Genomic DNA, 15,126 nt, shown 5'->3' with positions numbered 1-15,126 from the left:
CTGAAAAAGCAATTAGCGTTCGGATTTCTGCCCATCCCGGCGACCCAGTTCATAAACACCGCAGCCCATACAGGCAAGCACTCCAACGCTAATTGCCCAACTTCTTCCCAAACCAATCTCCACCCCAAAATTGCACAGCGCCCCGATGCCCAAAAACGGGAAAATACTCAGAATCGAAGCATAAAACGCATTCTGAGCTTCTCGCGCCGATCGAGTGCGCTCAAACTCTTCGATCGATGAATAGAGCGATCGCTCCGCATAGTTAAACCAGCGATTCAGTTGCTCCATCACCCAATCGCTCACAGGCGAGAATCCCAAATAGAGCGCCAACGCCCAGAGACAAGCCCCCGCAATCGCGCTTGGATCAACCGTGATGCTAAAGACAAGTAAATCGATCGACATCTTTGCAAAAGGACAAACGTTGTCCTCAAAGATAACGAATGCCTCGCGTAAAAATCAATCACTCACTCATCGGTGAATAAATCAGCCTGCAACTCAAATTCAGGTAAAACTGTTTCTCCAGATAATGGTGTCGGCAGGGATTTGACCTCTTTATCCTGACCTTGTCGATAAATTTCGACCTGCTGATCCTGTGGATTAAACAGCCACCCCAGCCGAACACCGCTATCGAGATATTCCTGCATCTTTTCTTGCAAATCGCTCAGACTATCGGTTCGAGAGCGCAGTTCAATTACAAAATCAGGCGCGATCGGGGGAAATTTTTGGCGTTGTTCCGGGGTGAGTGCCAGCCAGCGCGATCGTTCAACCCATGCTGCATCGGGCGAGCGATCACCCCCACCAGGGAGCCTAAACAATGTTGAGGAACTGAATACTTCTCCAAGATTTGTTTGGCGATTCCAGATTCCTAAATCGATGATATAGTTAGCCTCTCTCTTGCCACTATCTCCGCCAACCGGGGGCATAACGATTAACACTCCTTTCGTGTTCCGTTCAATGTTCAACTTAGGATTACGAATGCAGAGTTGATAAAACTGCTCATCACTGAGATGAACATGATCCAGATTCAACTTGAGGGGAAGCGACAGTTCCATCTTTTAACTCCCACTGCTGGCTTGAATACGCTCCTTCATTATTGCTTAGGGGGACAGACGATCGATGACCCATTGCCCATCATGAAGCTGATAGCGTAATCGATCGTGCAAGCGACTCGATCGACCTTGCCAAAACTCAATTTCACGCGGAATCACTCGAAATCCTCCCCAGTGCGGCGGGCGCGGCACTTCTTGATTCTCGTATTCAAGCTTCAATGCCGCTAACTTTTGCTCTAACACCTCACGGTTCGGAATCACCTCGCTTTGCTCGGATGCCCAAGCTCCCAAGCGGCTATTGTGTGGACGACTAGAAAAATATCCATCCGATTCTTCTGGTGAAACCTTCTCGACCGCGCCCACAATTCGCACTTGGCGCTCTAACTCTGTCCACAGAAACACCAGTGCGGCTTGAGGATTGGTTTCTAGCTCTTTGCCCTTGGTGCTGTTGTAGTTCGTGAAAAAGGTAAAGCCCCGATCGTCCACCGCTTTAAGCAAGACAATTCGGGCATCGGGCATGCCGTCTTGCGATGCGGTCGCTACGGTCATCGCGTTGGGTTCGGGTAGTTCTGCCTTCACCGCTTGATCAAACCAGCGGCGAAACTGCTCGAAAGGATTTGAATCAACATCTGTTTCGTTGAGCGTTTCTCTGGTGTAGTCTTTTCTGAGGTCTGCGATCGAGGAAGTAGCCATCGTTTTTATCTATCTTTGTCCTAATTGCATTCTTTGTCCTAATTGCATTGTATTAAAGACACAGAGTAGATTACTGAAGACTTGCACGATCGGAGGACGACAACGAATGACGCTGTTACTTGCTGGCGATATTGGGGGAACGAAAACGATTCTACGTCTGGTGGAAGCGGAAGCAGATCACATAGAAACCGCCCGAAACAACCGATTTGAGAAACGCTATTCCAGCCGTGAATTCCCAGATCTCGTACCAATGGTGCAGACGTTTCTCAAGCAAGCGCAAGAAGAAACCGGACAGACGTTTCAGCCGCAAAAAGCCTGTTTTGGCATCGCAGGGCCTGTGGTAGACAACACAAGCAAGGTTACTAATGTTGGCTGGACACTGGAAGCCGATCGTTTATCGGAACAGCTATCCATCCCACAGATTTCGCTAATCAATGATTTTGCGGCGGTTGGTTATGGGCTTTTAGCGCTAGATGAATCGGATTTGCAAACGCTACAAGTTGGCAAGCGCGAACCGAGTGCGCCGATCGCGCTGATTGGTGCGGGCACAGGATTAGGGCAGGGATATCTGATTCACAACGGCAAAGAGTATCAAGTCTTTGGTTCAGAAGGTGGGCATACAGATTTCTCTGCACGCACCGAACTAGAGTTTCAACTATCGCACTATCTATTAGAGAAGCTTAATATCGAGCGAGTGTCCGCCGAGCGTATCGTTTCTGGACAGGGCATTGTGTCAATTTATCAGTTTCTGCGCGATCGCCACTTCGCAGCCGAATCTCCTGAAATTGCAAAGCTGATGCAGGTCTGGGAATCGGAAATCGGCAAGAGTGAGAAAACGGTTGATCCGGCAGCCGCAATCTCGCAAGCGGCACTGGAGAAGCGCGATCGGCTTTCAGAAAAAACGATGCAGATCTTCATTGAAGCCTACGGTGCAGAAGCAGGAAATCTGTCGCTGAAACTGCTTTCGTATGGCGGATTGTACATTGCAGGTGGAATTGCAGCAAAGATTTTGCCGTTGATGGAAGAAGGCAGCTTTTTACGATCGTTTGCGCTAAAGGGCAGAATGCGATCGTTGATGGAACGGATTCCTGTTCAGGTTGTGTTGAATCCACAAGTTGGACTGATTGGAGCCGCGCTCTGTGCATCTCGCTTGTGATCATCTTGTGTGATCATCTTGATTGTGCAGAGGCTAATTTTGTGTAGAAACACGATAGAGCAAGCCTAGTCGATTTGTGAACGCATCGCGTTTCAGCCCTCACCCTAACCCTCTCCTTAGGGAGAGGGAACAAGAGATCTCTGGCTCCTTGATACTAAGCATCAAATTGTTCTTCAATTGAGCCAGTTCAACACCCGATCGCTACATCACGGGTTCAATCACAAACAAATTCGCCGCAACCGATCGCGCGCTCAGTAAAAACATTAGTCAACTTCCCTGTGTACGTATAGCTAAAGATGTGGTAGTTCACCATCTCATGAACTATAGGAATTATTTCGCGGCAGCGTTTAATGTTTGGGACTTCGCTAGCCATCGACTCAGTAATACGGATGCTGAATATTCACTCGGTCGCGATCTATCGAACAAACAGTACAATGGGCAGACTGAATAAAAATGCTTCTATTTCAGACCTGTTCTAGATCCTAGACGGAGTGGCATAAATTACCTGTGTCAAAAATTTTCACAGATTGACTTATAAAGTAAAGAGGAATTCCCGATGCAATCTTTTCTCTCGATCGACGATCTCGAATGTATTTCACAAGAAACGCTCCGCTTAATGGAAGTTCGTCAAGACATTCAACAGCGATTAGAACAATACTGTGTTCGCCTAGAAGAACTCAAGCAGGGCTTTGACCAAAAAGGCATCCTCGAAAGTGATACTCAAGCGCAAGCAACTTACGAACAACTATCTACTGCTATCCGGCACTATCGCACGCAGATACAGCATGACTTACCGGAGCTATCTCGCCGCTTAATCGAAGCGCGTCAGTCTTTAGCGGACAATGGGGAAAGCACGGCTGACATTGACCTGATCAAACAAATCATCGAAGAGCGACGAGAAGAACAGGCGCAGCGCGAATACGAAGCGCAGATGAGTAAGCACCAAGCCGAAAGATTAACGCAGGAGCGGCATGAAACCGCAGAACAGCTGCTCGATCGCATTCGCGAACAGACGAATTATTATGATGCGTCGTACTTAGCCATGGATGTCTATCACTACCGCGAAGATTTAAAAGGAGTCAATCGCTTAGATGAAGTCGTAGAGTTTTTGTATAACCGAGTTCAAGCACTCAGCGAGAAGCCGATTACGATTCAAGGGACTGCGATCCAGAGGCTCAAGATCATGGATGCTCATGCCCGTAAGCTTTGGTCGCAATCGCAATCTGAACCAAGACCAATTAGCGAAAAACGATCGAAGCCTGCACCGTCTGACAGTGAATCCGACAGTGAAGCTGAGGAAAAAGAATCCTACACCCATCTACGGGGAAAAGTAGTCGTGTTTGGCGGACACACAACGACGCGAACCTATGTAAAGGAGAAATTGCCCAAGGTTTATTTTGTCTGGTCTACTGTGGAAGATGGATTGCTGATTGTGGATCAAGCGGTGCAGCAGATTCAGACAGCCGATGTGGTCTTATTGCTCACCGATGATACAAGCCATGCGGTCACGCGCAAAGCCATGACCGAACTGCGACGATTGAAAAAGCAACCGATCGAACTCCATCATGAAGGTGTGAATACGATCGTGGAGAAAATCGCCTGGAAACTCATGTTTAAGTCTTGTTAGAGGATGCTTGTAATACTTAGCTGGAATACTTAGCAAATTCTTGTATCTGTCCTAGCCCAACTCGTCAGAGAATCGCTAATTTGGTATTGGTGTGATAGTCTAGTCGCCTGTTGACAGCCTTGCGTATGCTGCAATCTGGCATTCACAGATCGAGGATAGAGGCGCATGGCTGAGCCGTTAATTGAACTTAGAGAAGTCAGCAAAACGTTTGGGGAAAACAAAGTCCTCGATCGAGTGAATCTGACGATCTATCCAGGAGAAGCACTGGCGGTGATCGGCCCATCGGGGACGGGGAAATCAACAGTGTTGCGAATTATTGCAGGACTGCTGGCTCCCGATCAGGGAGAAATTCACGTCGGCGGCAAACGGCGCAAAGGATTAATCGAGGATGCTCCCGACCCCTTACTCATCAGCATGGTGTTTCAGCAAGCGGCGCTATTTGATTCACTCACCGTTGAAGAAAATGTCGGGTTTCTGCTGTATCAGCATTCCCGGCTGTCTCGTCGCCAGATTCGGCAACTGGTGGAGGAGCGCTTAGAGATGGTGGGACTGTCGGGAATCGGGCAGCGCTATCCAGCAGAGTTATCCGGCGGCATGAGAAAACGGGTGAGCTTTGCGCGAGCGATCATGGTGAACCCTGAGAATCCTGAAGATACGCCTGCTGTGCTACTTTATGATGAACCAACAGCGGGCCTTGATCCGATCGCTTCGACGGTGATTGAGGATCTGGTGCGAGTGCTGCAAGATCCGCAGCGGGGCTGTCAAAGTTATGTGATGGTGACACACCAAGAGAGTACAATCCGACGGACTGCCGATCGCGTATTATTTCTCCATCAGGGGCAGGTGCAGTGGGAAGGCAAGGTACATGAACTCGATACGACAGACGAGCCGTTAATTCGGCAGTTTTTGAGTGGCAGTGTGGATGGGCCGATTCAGGTATTAAGGTAGGAGTTATGCGATCGCGAACGGTTCGAGAAGGTTCAGTCGGGTTGATGATTTTGGCAGGCGTGGGTCTGTTTGGCGGCTTGGTGCTATGGATTAAGGGGCTGAATCCTGCGAATCAAAGTTTTACGGTCTATGCGGATTTTGCCGCGATTAATGGGGTGCAAACGGGGTCTGCGGTGCGCTACCGGGGCGTGAACGTGGGCAGAATTGAAACTATCGTTCCAGGGCCGAATGGGGTCGAGGTAAGGCTAGAGATTACACGGTCGGATCTCGCGATTCCGAAAGATTCAGACCTGAGCGTGAATCAAACAGGCTTACTCGGTGAAACGGTGCTAGATATTACGCCACGTCGAGCGATTCCTGAGACAGCGGTTTCGGCGGGGCCTCGCGATCGTAACTGCGATCGCGAACTAATTCTCTGCCAAAATTCCCGCATCAGAGGCGTCATTGGGATTAGCACCGATGAGTTGATTCGGGCGACGATTCGCTTTGCAGATACCTATAGCAATCCTCAATTTACTGGCAATATCAATACCCTGACGAAAAATAGCAGCGAGGCAGCCTCTGAGATTGCCCGGCTCAGCCGCGAAGTCACCGGATTGGTGAGAACGGCACGAACTGAAGTGAGAACTTTTTCATCTACGGCACGATCGATCGCAAATACGGCAGATCAAGCCACATTGACGATCGCGCAAATCAATGAGCTCATTACAGCGAATCGATCGACCTTGGTTTCGACGTTGGATAATTTGAGTGCGACAAGCACTGAACTCCGCGGCAGTGTAGCGCGGTTCAGTCCGTTGCTAAATCAAGTTGAGGGGAGTAATTTGCTCCGCAACTTAGAAACACTGTCAGCAAATGCAGCTCAAACTTCCGCAAATCTCCGGGATGTTTCAGCCACGCTGAACAATCCGACAACGGTGACTATGCTGCAACAGACTTTAGATTCTGCTAGAGCAACCTTTGAGAATACGCAAAAGATCACTTCAGATTTAGATGAGCTAACGGGCGATCCAAAGCTGCGCGATAATTTGAGGCGATTAATTAACGGATTAAGCGGCTTGGTGTCTTCGACGCAACAGCTCCAGCAACAAGCCGAGATTGCTCAGATTCTAGCTGCACCAACCGCACAGCCTGTACCCCCTCAATCCGCAGCAAAACCGATCGACACGGGTTCATCAACACCCTAGAACGCTGATCAAACTGTCTTGAAAGTTGACGATGAATTAGGGGACTTGTTCAAGACGATCAATCATTGTCGTCTTTATCAGACGATTGATTCTTGTCGTCGTCATCGTCTTTACCAGGCGATTGATTCTTGTCGTCGTCATCTTGGACTTGATTCTTGTCGTCATCATCTTGGGCTTGATTCTGGTTTTGTTGCTGCTGATTGGCTGGTTGGTTCACGGCTTCCTGTGGCGCTTGCGATTCTGGTTTTTTCTCAGCTTCAGGTTGTCCGCAGCTTGTCAGTAAAACGCTCCCAGTCAGCAGTGAAGCACTGATCAGTAGCGCTCCCAAAGTTTTCGTTCCTAAGCTTGTCATAATCACCATCTATTATTTAATCTTCTTTCAAGATCTAGCGAACAGAAGTCCTAATAACGTTCTAAATTTTCTATAGGTATGATTCGTCAACCTCAATGGATACTTCTGTTTGATCGCTAGAACCAGCGCTTCGGATACCCTTTTCCTGTAGCGAAATGGCTGAACGCCGCAGTACAACCAACCATGATCAGCGATCCGGCTAATACGGGAGTGAAGAGAAAGTCCCAAGATGCACTATTCATCACGCCGACTAAGGCAACCGCGCCGCCCGGAGGATGGATCGTTTTGGTTAATTGCATCAGCTTGATAGCTGTAGCAACCGATAGCGCCATCACCCAAGGAGCCGTCCCAAAGTAGTGAACCGAGAGAATGCAGACGATCGCGCCAATACAGTTTCCTAAAATCACGTTGCGGGGTTGAGCAAGCGGACTGTCGGGGAGGGTGGAGAGAATGACGGCAGTTGCACCAAAGGGAGCCGCAATCAGCGGATGGTGGGTGTGTACTGAAAGATAAGCCAGCGTTGCAATGCTGAGGAAACTTCCGAGCCAACAGAGCAGAATTTGGCTGTAAGAGAACTGAGGTTGGTTGGTAGTTCCAAAGTGCTGTAAGAAATATCGCAGCGATCGTACCGTCGATCGAGATCGAGTCAAGGTTTCAGCGTGGCTTTCGGAAAAGAGCTTTCTCATAACAGCACTCAATAGTTGAACTAAAGTTGAACTATTGTCAGGATACCGTAACAATTATGCTCGAAACGGAGAAAATGTGCCTTTCACTACAGTTTTTTCTTATCAAGCTTATATGAGTTCGTCTACAGATTTGAGCAGGATTTCGATTAGTCCGCGCGAGAATTTGATCTCACTGCCGAGGCTACACCCCCTAAAGTCTGAGTATTGCAGTGAATACGGGAGTGTTGGCAATGAAATTACAAACTGTGGATGCAGTTGATCCGAATCGAATTGCAGGCTTGGGATTTGTGCGAGTGCTGGCTATGGCAGTGGCGACAGTGGAAGACGATCGCATTAATTCTGTTTCTGTTCTGCAATGCTCATTGTCTCCCACCAGCGATTCAGCGGGAAGTAAACCACAGGTGCCCACAAGCTGCTGAGAATGGCAGAACTCAGCGCAATAAATTGGTGATACGTCCAGATGTCGGAGAGAGATCGACCCCCGGAAACGCTAAATTGTAGCGCCGTGATCGTCTCCGAAACCACTGCCATCAAGAAAACAATCAGCGCCACTGAAATAAAATCTTCTTGGACATAGCGCTGCTTTTGCAGCTTTGCGGTCAGCGCCCCCACCACAATCAATCCAAGCGCATGAGTAGGATGGGATGAAGACATTCCATCTTGTAGTAACCCTAAAATTAATCCTGCCATCGCCCCTTGCCAGACGACGCGCTTAACACTCCATGCCACAACCCAAATTAAAAGCCAGTTCGGGCTAATTCCCGCTAATTCCATTCCAGGCAATCGTAGCGGGAGCAACAGCAGACATAACCAGACCGATCCCACCGTGATCGCGCCGTTGAGGAGTGGGCGAGCGATCGGATAGGTATCCGTGAATTTTGCGATCGCACGAAGAGTCATGGCGTAGGGCTGGGTAAGGCGGTTGGAGCAGGCGAAGCGGAAGATCCATCAGGTGCAATCGTTGCCTCTGGCAAGGGCGATGCTGCGGGTTGTGGAGCAGCAGGCTGAGGATCTGCAAGGGCGGGTGTATGTGGATAAATGATTGCCCACTCTAAATAGTTGATTGAAGCGGTTAGCTCGATCGTCGCTTCAGGAGCAGGGCTTTTGGTGAGATCAACCGATTCCACTCGTCCAACTGGAATTCCTGCTGGAAACAACTGGCTAAACGAAGAAGTAGTGACCACATCATCTTTGCGAACATCGGGGACTTTTTCAAAAAATTCCACCACTGCCCGATTTCCCGTTTTACCGCGCAGGTATCCCATAAACCGACTACGGCTAATTACCACACCCACATGACTGGATGGATCGCTCAGCAGGAGAACGCGGCTTGTACTCGCGGTCGTCTGCGTCACTCGCCCGACGAGTCCTCCTGGGCTCAGAACAACAGCCCCTTTTTTGACCCCATCATTTGTGCCACGTCCAAGCGTCACTTGTTGCCACCAGTGGCCTGCGCTGCGCCCGATCACAGGTGCCGGAATCCCTTTCACTTGCTTCGATCGAGCCAGTCCCAGTAATTCTTCTAATTTCTGATTTTTGCTCTCTAGCTCAATCAGCCGCTGGCGCAGTTCGTTATTCTGAGCGGTGACTAATTGTTCGGGTAAAACAGGCTTGGACTGAAATGGACGGGTAAGCCATTGATAGGTTTCCATCACAAAACCAGCTTGAGTCTGCCGAACTAAGAGTGCCGTTCCTAGTCCCAGGGTAGCAAGAGTAAATGGGACTCCAAAGCGATCCCACCAGCGGCGCAATTCGTACATTCAGCATTCTCAAGAGATAGACTGCATAGCAAACTGAGTCTTACCAATGCAAGACCTTACATAATTTCCACGCTTTGATGCGCCTGATCAGGACAATCTAGCGGGGCGGACGAGTGCTGAAAACGCGCTCTAATTGCTTAAAGTTTTCTAACACGCGACCTGTCCCCAACACAACACAACTGAGCGGATCGGCGGCAACGTGAACCACAATTCCGGTTTCGTGGCTGATCAGGGTATCCAGTCCTTTGAGCAATGCGCCACCCCCTGCCAGCATAATTCCTCGATCGATAATGTCTGCTGCAAGTTCCGGTGGTGTGCGCTCTAGAGTGCGCTTGACAGCATCGACAATCACAGAAAGTGGCTCTGACATGCTCTCGCGAATCTCAGGCCCTTTAATCGTCACGGTTCGCGGCAGTCCAGACAGCAAGTGCAAGCCTCGTACTTCCATGACTTCTTCGTCGGCGGCACTCGGATAAGCAGAACCGATTTGGATTTTGATTTCTTCAGCCGTGCGTTCTCCAATCACCAGGTTGTGAACCTTTTTCATGTACTGAACGATCGCATCGCTCAATTCATCCCCTGCGACTCGTACCGACTCGCTCAAAACTGTTCCTTGCAAACTCAGAACCGCGACTTCAGTTGTGCCTCCACCGATATCGATGATCATGTTTCCGGTCGGTTCTGCTACGGGTAAACCGGCACCGATCGCGGCAGCAACAGGTTCATCGATCAAATACACTTCACGCGCTCCGGCTTGTGAAGCTGCTTCCATCACCGCACGACGCTCGACTCCAGTGACTCCACTAGGAATGCCGATCACGATGCGAGGGGAAACGAGCGCTTTGCCTTCGTGGACGCGCTGAATGAAGTGTTTCAGCATCAACTCAGCCGTATCAAAATCGGCAATTACACCGTCACGCAGGGGACGCAGGGCGACTACGTTTCCGGGTGTGCGACCCAGCATTCGTTTGGCATCTTCACCTACGGCTAGTGGAACTTTGTCGGTTTGATCGATCGCGACAACGGACGGTTCAGATAAAACAATGCCTTTGCCAGATACGTAGACTAGGGTGTTAGCGGTACCGAGATCGATACCCATGTCCCGCGAGAGGGAGAAGCGACTGAAAAGACCCACTAGATTCCTGCCTCTTAAAGTGTAATGAGTATGCTGAAGATTGCAATGCTACGCAATGATGTCAGTCGATAGTGGATCTTATTATAGTTTCCACCCTGAGTCTAGGGGCATTTCCGAAGAATTACCTAGCCGTGAGATGAAATTCACCAAAAGGATCGAGTCTTCGTTTAGGCAGCAAAATCGATTAACATAGAGGCGATCGCTAAATAGGGTACAGATGAACTATGAGCTTAAATGTCGTGACGCTGGTTGGACGGGTTGGTGGGGAACCTGATGTCAAATATTTTGAGTCGGGCAGCGTTAAATGTCGCTTGACGCTGGCGGTGAATCGACAAACAAAAAATAGTGACCAGCCCGATTGGTTTAATTTGGAGCTTTGGGGCAAGCAAGCGGATGTGGCAGCAAATTATGTTCGCAAAGGCAGCTTGATTGGAGTTAAGGGATCGCTGAAGCTGGATACCTGGACAGACAAAAACACGGGAGCCGCCCGATCGAGTCCTGTGGTTTTGGTCGATCGTTTGCAGCTTCTCGGCTCAAAGCGCGACAACGAAGGTGGAGATACTTCCGCTTACGAAGAAGATTTCTAGAATCTCTGGGCGGGGAGTCTTCCCCGCTAAATTCCTGGAGATCGTCCCGGTAATCGGTCTCGCAGTTCTCCTCTACGTTTGTCCATGCGCTCCGCAAATTTCTGCCGCTGCTCTATACTCAGCACATTTCGGATCTCTAACATACTGTTGAACTGAGCATCTGCGACCTTGGCTCTCAGATCTTTGACTTGACGATATTTTTCTTGGATCTGAGCATCGGTTGCAGTTCCCGCCATCAGAGCGCGAAGTTCTTGCTGTGCTTGGCGAGCAGCGTTTCGATCGTTACTTAACTCATCCCGATAGCGCGATCGGATCTGCTGAATCTTGGTCATTTGATCGGCTGAAAGATTCAGTTCACGCATCAATCCTCCGTCGCCTCTACCGGGACGATCGCGCATTGAACGATCGGGAACTTGGGCGATCGTTTCGGTGAAACGATCTTGTCGGAAATCTACCGCCCGTAATACTGCTGCACTTCCAACTAATACTAAAACTGATGAAGTTGCAATCAGGGCAACACGACGCAACATAGTACTGAACTCCTAATTAGTAGAATCGACCAGCGCAAGGTAATCAGAATTGGTATCGCTAGTTCCGTCTAAAACCGTTGACCAGCTACTTTCCATAAAGGCTTCGAGGGTTGCAGCATCGGGTGACGGCGATCGAACAGGTTGAGCAATCATCACACCAATAAAACTTGCTGCAATTCCCGCAGTAAATAAGATAAGCGGACGAGAAACGCGGCGCTTTGGCAAAGATTGAATAATTCGATCTTCTAAATCCGGTGCTGCGGCAGGCGGTGAAGATCGATGCTGCCGAAGAAACTGAGCGAGATCCTCGTCATCTTGGGAAAATGGCTTCATAGTTGAACTCCTTGACGATCGAGAAATTGGCGCATTGCCCCGCGTGCATGAAATAACCTTGATTTCACTGTACCAACCGGAATTTCTAAAATATCAGCGACTTCTTTTTGCGGCATTCCTTCCAAGTCATGCAGCACTAAAATCGTGCGATGGTCGAAGCTCAATTCCTTCAAGCCGCGCATGACAATATCTTCGTAGTGCATCTGCATCAGATCGGGGGCATCTTGCTGGGTGGGGGCGTGTTGGGTCAGGACTTCGAGGCGCGATCGGCTTTTTGCTGCCGCTTGGCGGTAATCGGATGCCACATTCCAGACAATTCGATACAGCCAAGTGGAGAACTGGGAATTTTGGCGAAACTTGGGTAAGCCTTTCCAAACCCGCAAGAATACTTCTTGAACCAAATCATCGATCGCGTGAGGGTCGCACAGTTGGTAGAGCAATGCCCGGACGCGATTTTGATAGCGTCTGTAGAGGCGGCGAAAGCTTTGAGTATTTCCCGCAATGCTGTCTTTGATCAGTTCGCGATCGCCCTGATCGGCAAAATTTGAGGGAGAATCATCTGCTTGCACCGGGAATATAGAACCTATCCAAGAAATTTCTGCCGTAGTCACTGACCGAGTGCCATCCATTCAAGATACTGTTTAGACTGCAACGGGTTTAGAAAGGTTCAGTTAACCATTGCTGACTCAAATTGAAATGAGTAATCTTGTACAAGAAATAGTTTTGGCAGGATTTTGGTCGCGGCGTATTGATGAGACCCATCGCTTAGTTTATGCAGTGTTTATGCAGTAGATGACGAGCCTTTAACCGTAATTTCTTGCCGATACCACTACGCCGATTGAGAAGTTCTAATAACTCTGCTGCTCGGATTGATTCAGATAGCATAGGATCGATGAGAAGAAATCACTCCTTTTGCTTATGTCTGCGTCGTCTCAAGTCGTTTTAATTACGGGTGCATCGGCGGGAATCGGAGCCGCACTCGCGCAAACGTTAGCCGATCGCTTGCCCAACGTCCGATTGATTCTGGCGGCTCGGAGCATCGATAAATTAGAAAAAATCGCCGATCGGATTCGTCAGTCTGGAGTTGAAGTTCTCGTTGTCGCAACGGATATGGGACAACCGGATCAGGTCAAGGCGTTGGCGCAGACGGCGATCGACAAGTTTGGGCGCGTAGATGTACTGGTGAATAATGCGGGTTACGGACAGATGGGGCCTGTTGAGTTGATTCCGATCGAATCCGTTCAGCGACAATTTCAGGTGAATGTGATTGGGGCGATCGGATTGATTCAAGCCTTAATTCCGGTGATGCGCGATCACGGCGGCGGCAAAATTATTAATGTCAGTTCGCTCGGAGGTCGGATTGCGTTTCCGTTTGGTGGATTGTACAGCGCTTCTAAGTTTGCGCTGGAATCGCTCAGCGATAGTCTGCGGCGGGAATTAGAGCCGTTTAATATTCGAGTCAGCGTGATTGAACCGGGGCCTGTCAGTACAGAATTTTTTGATGTGGTCGATCGTGAAGTTCATAACACGATGCCCGATGGGAAGAATACACCCTATCGAGCCGCGTTTGAGCAACTGAAAAACTTGGATAAAATTACAAAACGTCAGGCTTGGACTTCGGAGCGTGTCGCGACTGTGATCATCAAGGCGATCGTGGCGAAGCATCCCCGCTCTCGTTACATTGCAGCGACCGCAGGCGGCTTGACTGTATTTATGATGACAAAGGCACTTCCCACATGGATCGTCGATCGCTTTTGGCAAAGATTCTACGGCATCGATCGCGTTGCCAAGGAATGGAAAACTCGTCACCGTCAGCCCTCCCTGTAATGGATCTCCTCGAATATCAAGCCAAAGATTTGTTCCGCGAAGTCGGCATTCCGGTGCTGCCTTCGCAATGTATCGAGCGTCCGACCGATCTCAAAGCGCTGAAAATCCCGTATCCGATCGCGCTCAAATCTCAAGTCTATGTAGGTGAGCGTGGACGGGTTGGGGGTGTGCGGTTTGTGTCGAATACGATCGACGCGATCGCAGCGGCGCATTCAATTTTTAATCTGCCAATTATGGGGGAATATCCTAAAGTCTTGTTGGCAGAAGCAAAGTATGAGGCGCAGCAGGAGCTTTATCTCGCCGTTGTTCTCAATCAATCAATTCGACGACCTGTGATTCTGGGATCGACAAAAGGGGGAATCGATGTGCAAACGGCGATCGACGAAATGCAGCACGTTATCATTGATCAAGAATTCTCCTCGTTTTATGCGCGACGCTTAGCGCTGAAAATGGGACTACAAGGGAACCTCATTAACGCTTTCAGTGAGATTGTTGAGCGACTGTATCGCCTGTTCATCGACAAAGACTTAGATTTAGTTGAAATTAATCCACTCGGCGTAAGTGCGACAGGTGAGCTAATGGCACTCGACGGGAAAATCACCGTCAATGATGCCGCTTTGGGTCGTCATCCTGCGTTAGCTGCTCTCGATCCCCGTCCTCGCAAGTTTGGCATCGATCGCTTACCAGAGTCGCTAACGACGATCGATCCAGAGGGACAGATTGCGATTTTGTGCAACGGAGCCGCTTTAACGATGACAACGATGGATATGATCGCTCAAGCAGGCGGAAAATTACTGCACTATGTCAATATCGGCAGTGACACGCACCACAACTGGCAACCCGAAACGCTGTGCGATCGACTAGAGCAAGGTTTATCGTTGCTATCAAGAAATAAGCAAGTTAAAGCGATATTAATCAACATGGTGAGCGGAACGGTCAAGAGCGACCAAGTTGCAACCGCGATCGTTCGCTTTCTGCGTCCGCCTGCACCGACAAGAGCCATTAGCAACAAAGAAGATCTTAGAATCAGTCGGGGCGCTCCATCACCAAAGTTGGTTGTGCGGCTATTGGGCACGAACCTAACCGAAGCAAAAGAGCAACTCTCGGTCACTCCAGCCATTCTGATCGATGATTTGGATAGTGCGATCGCGCGGTTAATTGCTCTTGCGAAAAAACGAGAGAGTTAAGCGCTCTTATCTATTTTTAATCAAGGTATAATCAGGTAATTCTACTGATTTTTCTAGACAAAATTAAGT

The 15,126-nt window shown here is 49.3% G+C and carries 18 protein-coding genes and 1 pseudogene; 8 read left to right on the top strand and 11 right to left on the bottom strand.

Going from position 1 to position 15,126, the window contains the following annotated elements:
- Window positions 1–12: 12 nt before the first annotated feature.
- The 3 genes from H6F51_13565 to pdxH all read right to left on the bottom strand — a co-directional run bounded on the left by H6F51_13565 (window position 13) and on the right by pdxH (window position 1,742).
- Window positions 13–402, bottom strand: a complete 390-nt coding sequence (locus tag H6F51_13565) for a hypothetical protein (protein ID MBD1823510.1) — start codon at window positions 400–402, stop codon at window positions 13–15.
- A 62-nt stretch (window positions 403–464) separates the two neighbouring features.
- Entirely contained in the window at window positions 465–1,052 is a 588-nt protein-coding gene (locus tag H6F51_13560) for a Uma2 family endonuclease (GenBank protein MBD1823509.1), read from the bottom strand.
- Between the two features lie 45 nt (window positions 1,053–1,097).
- A complete protein-coding gene (gene pdxH / locus H6F51_13555; GenBank protein MBD1823508.1) occupies window positions 1,098–1,742 on the bottom strand; it encodes a pyridoxamine 5'-phosphate oxidase in 645 nt (214 codons plus the stop codon).
- Window positions 1,743–1,848: 106 nt separating this feature from the next.
- On the opposite strand from pdxH, the gene H6F51_13550 reads away from it, so the two are divergent.
- The 4 genes from H6F51_13550 (at window position 1,849) to H6F51_13535 (ending at window position 6,660) form a co-directional block, all read left to right on the top strand.
- Window positions 1,849–2,898, top strand: coding sequence for a glucokinase (locus H6F51_13550; GenBank protein MBD1823507.1), 1,050 nt, complete (start codon window positions 1,849–1,851; stop codon window positions 2,896–2,898).
- Window positions 2,899–3,454: 556 nt separating this feature from the next.
- Entirely contained in the window at window positions 3,455–4,525 is a 1,071-nt protein-coding gene (locus H6F51_13545) for a hypothetical protein (GenBank protein MBD1823506.1), read from the top strand.
- A gap of 165 nt (window positions 4,526–4,690) precedes the next feature.
- Window positions 4,691–5,473, top strand: a complete 783-nt coding sequence (locus H6F51_13540) for an ATP-binding cassette domain-containing protein (GenBank protein MBD1823505.1) — start codon at window positions 4,691–4,693, stop codon at window positions 5,471–5,473.
- A gap of 5 nt (window positions 5,474–5,478) precedes the next feature.
- Entirely contained in the window at window positions 5,479–6,660 is a 1,182-nt protein-coding gene (locus H6F51_13535) for an MCE family protein (GenBank protein MBD1823504.1), read from the top strand.
- Window positions 6,661–6,718: 58 nt separating this feature from the next.
- On the opposite strand, the gene H6F51_13530 is transcribed toward H6F51_13535, so the two are convergent.
- From H6F51_13530 to H6F51_13510, 5 genes are all read right to left on the bottom strand, one after another.
- Entirely contained in the window at window positions 6,719–7,021 is a 303-nt protein-coding gene (locus H6F51_13530; protein MBD1823503.1) for a hypothetical protein, read from the bottom strand.
- Between the two features lie 107 nt (window positions 7,022–7,128).
- Window positions 7,129–7,698 (bottom strand): HPP family protein, encoded by a 570-nt coding sequence (locus H6F51_13525; protein ID MBD1823502.1) that lies wholly within the window; start codon window positions 7,696–7,698, stop codon window positions 7,129–7,131.
- 333 nt (window positions 7,699–8,031) lie between these two features.
- On the bottom strand, window positions 8,032–8,598 hold the full coding sequence (gene mreD / locus H6F51_13520; protein MBD1823501.1) for a rod shape-determining protein MreD: 567 nt from the start codon (window positions 8,596–8,598) through the stop codon (window positions 8,032–8,034).
- Window positions 8,595–9,458 (bottom strand): rod shape-determining protein MreC, encoded by an 864-nt coding sequence (gene mreC / locus H6F51_13515; protein MBD1823500.1) that lies wholly within the window; start codon window positions 9,456–9,458, stop codon window positions 8,595–8,597. The genes mreD and mreC overlap by 4 nt, the downstream gene beginning before the upstream one ends.
- Window positions 9,459–9,555: 97 nt before the next feature.
- The gene (locus H6F51_13510; protein MBD1823499.1) at window positions 9,556–10,557 is read right to left on the bottom strand and encodes a rod shape-determining protein; all 1,002 of its coding nucleotides are present in this window, start codon (window positions 10,555–10,557) and stop codon (window positions 9,556–9,558) included.
- Between the two features lie 260 nt (window positions 10,558–10,817).
- Between H6F51_13510 and H6F51_13505 the strand changes: the two genes are divergently transcribed.
- On the top strand, window positions 10,818–11,180 hold the full coding sequence (locus H6F51_13505; GenBank protein ID MBD1823498.1) for a single-stranded DNA-binding protein: 363 nt from the start codon (window positions 10,818–10,820) through the stop codon (window positions 11,178–11,180).
- A gap of 26 nt (window positions 11,181–11,206) precedes the next feature.
- Here the strand turns inward: H6F51_13505 and H6F51_13500 are convergent, their stop codons facing one another.
- Genes H6F51_13500 through H6F51_13490 form a run of 3 tightly spaced genes read right to left on the bottom strand, consistent with a single transcriptional unit; the run spans window position 11,207 to window position 12,672 of the window.
- A complete protein-coding gene (locus tag H6F51_13500) occupies window positions 11,207–11,710 on the bottom strand; it encodes a Spy/CpxP family protein refolding chaperone (protein ID MBD1823497.1) in 504 nt (167 codons plus the stop codon).
- A gap of 12 nt (window positions 11,711–11,722) precedes the next feature.
- Window positions 11,723–12,043 carry a hypothetical protein gene (locus H6F51_13495; GenBank protein ID MBD1823496.1) on the bottom strand — a complete coding sequence of 107 codons (321 nt, stop codon included), beginning with the start codon at window positions 12,041–12,043 and terminating at the stop codon, window positions 11,723–11,725.
- Window positions 12,040–12,672 carry a sigma-70 family RNA polymerase sigma factor gene (locus H6F51_13490; protein MBD1823495.1) on the bottom strand — a complete coding sequence of 211 codons (633 nt, stop codon included), beginning with the start codon at window positions 12,670–12,672 and terminating at the stop codon, window positions 12,040–12,042. The genes H6F51_13495 and H6F51_13490 overlap by 4 nt, the downstream gene beginning before the upstream one ends.
- Before the next feature lie 67 nt (window positions 12,673–12,739).
- Between H6F51_13490 and H6F51_13485 the strand changes: the two are divergent.
- The 3 genes and pseudogenes from H6F51_13485 (at window position 12,740) to H6F51_13475 (ending at window position 15,057) form a co-directional block, all read left to right on the top strand.
- Window positions 12,740–12,885: pseudogene (locus H6F51_13485) on the top strand (type II toxin-antitoxin system YoeB family toxin).
- 76 nt (window positions 12,886–12,961) lie between these two features.
- A complete protein-coding gene (locus tag H6F51_13480; GenBank protein MBD1823494.1) occupies window positions 12,962–13,870 on the top strand; it encodes an SDR family oxidoreductase in 909 nt (302 codons plus the stop codon).
- Complete coding sequence (locus H6F51_13475; GenBank protein MBD1823493.1) at window positions 13,870–15,057, top strand: succinate--CoA ligase subunit beta; 1,188 nt, start codon at window positions 13,870–13,872, stop codon at window positions 15,055–15,057. Before H6F51_13480 ends, H6F51_13475 begins: the two co-directional genes overlap by 1 nt.
- Window positions 15,058–15,126 lie beyond the last annotated feature (69 nt).

Source organism: Cyanobacteria bacterium FACHB-DQ100, assembly GCA_014695195.1.
In the GTDB taxonomy this organism is placed as follows: domain Bacteria; phylum Cyanobacteriota; class Cyanobacteriia; order Leptolyngbyales; family Leptolyngbyaceae; genus Leptolyngbya.
Note: the sequence above shows the minus strand (reverse complement) of the source record. Positions and strands in the feature narration are given on the sequence as shown.

Bases quoted from the DNA above. Each gene is read 5' to 3' on its own strand.
- H6F51_13540 (MBD1823505.1), top strand. From the start codon at position 4,691: ATGGCTGAGCCGTTAATTGAACTTAGAGAAGTCAGCAAAACGTTTGGG.
- H6F51_13505 (MBD1823498.1), top strand. From the start codon at position 10,818: ATGAGCTTAAATGTCGTGACGCTGGTTGGACGGGTTGGTGGGGAACCT.
- mreC (MBD1823500.1), bottom strand. From the start codon at position 9,458: ATGTACGAATTGCGCCGCTGGTGGGATCGCTTTGGAGTCCCATTTACT.
- H6F51_13550 (MBD1823507.1), top strand. From the start codon at position 1,849: ATGACGCTGTTACTTGCTGGCGATATTGGGGGAACGAAAACGATTCTA.
- mreD (MBD1823501.1), bottom strand. From the start codon at position 8,598: ATGACTCTTCGTGCGATCGCAAAATTCACGGATACCTATCCGATCGCT.
- H6F51_13545 (MBD1823506.1), top strand. From the start codon at position 3,455: ATGCAATCTTTTCTCTCGATCGACGATCTCGAATGTATTTCACAAGAA.
- H6F51_13495 (MBD1823496.1), bottom strand. From the start codon at position 12,043: ATGAAGCCATTTTCCCAAGATGACGAGGATCTCGCTCAGTTTCTTCGG.
- H6F51_13535 (MBD1823504.1), top strand. From the start codon at position 5,479: ATGCGATCGCGAACGGTTCGAGAAGGTTCAGTCGGGTTGATGATTTTG.
- H6F51_13530 (MBD1823503.1), bottom strand. From the start codon at position 7,021: ATGGTGATTATGACAAGCTTAGGAACGAAAACTTTGGGAGCGCTACTG.
- H6F51_13490 (MBD1823495.1), bottom strand. From the start codon at position 12,672: ATGGATGGCACTCGGTCAGTGACTACGGCAGAAATTTCTTGGATAGGT.
- H6F51_13565 (MBD1823510.1), bottom strand. From the start codon at position 402: ATGTCGATCGATTTACTTGTCTTTAGCATCACGGTTGATCCAAGCGCG.
- H6F51_13560 (MBD1823509.1), bottom strand. From the start codon at position 1,052: ATGGAACTGTCGCTTCCCCTCAAGTTGAATCTGGATCATGTTCATCTC.
- pdxH (MBD1823508.1), bottom strand. From the start codon at position 1,742: ATGGCTACTTCCTCGATCGCAGACCTCAGAAAAGACTACACCAGAGAA.
- H6F51_13480 (MBD1823494.1), top strand. From the start codon at position 12,962: ATGTCTGCGTCGTCTCAAGTCGTTTTAATTACGGGTGCATCGGCGGGA.
- H6F51_13500 (MBD1823497.1), bottom strand. From the start codon at position 11,710: ATGTTGCGTCGTGTTGCCCTGATTGCAACTTCATCAGTTTTAGTATTA.
- H6F51_13510 (MBD1823499.1), bottom strand. From the start codon at position 10,557: ATGGGTATCGATCTCGGTACCGCTAACACCCTAGTCTACGTATCTGGC.
- H6F51_13525 (MBD1823502.1), bottom strand. From the start codon at position 7,698: ATGAGAAAGCTCTTTTCCGAAAGCCACGCTGAAACCTTGACTCGATCT.
- H6F51_13475 (MBD1823493.1), top strand. From the start codon at position 13,870: ATGGATCTCCTCGAATATCAAGCCAAAGATTTGTTCCGCGAAGTCGGC.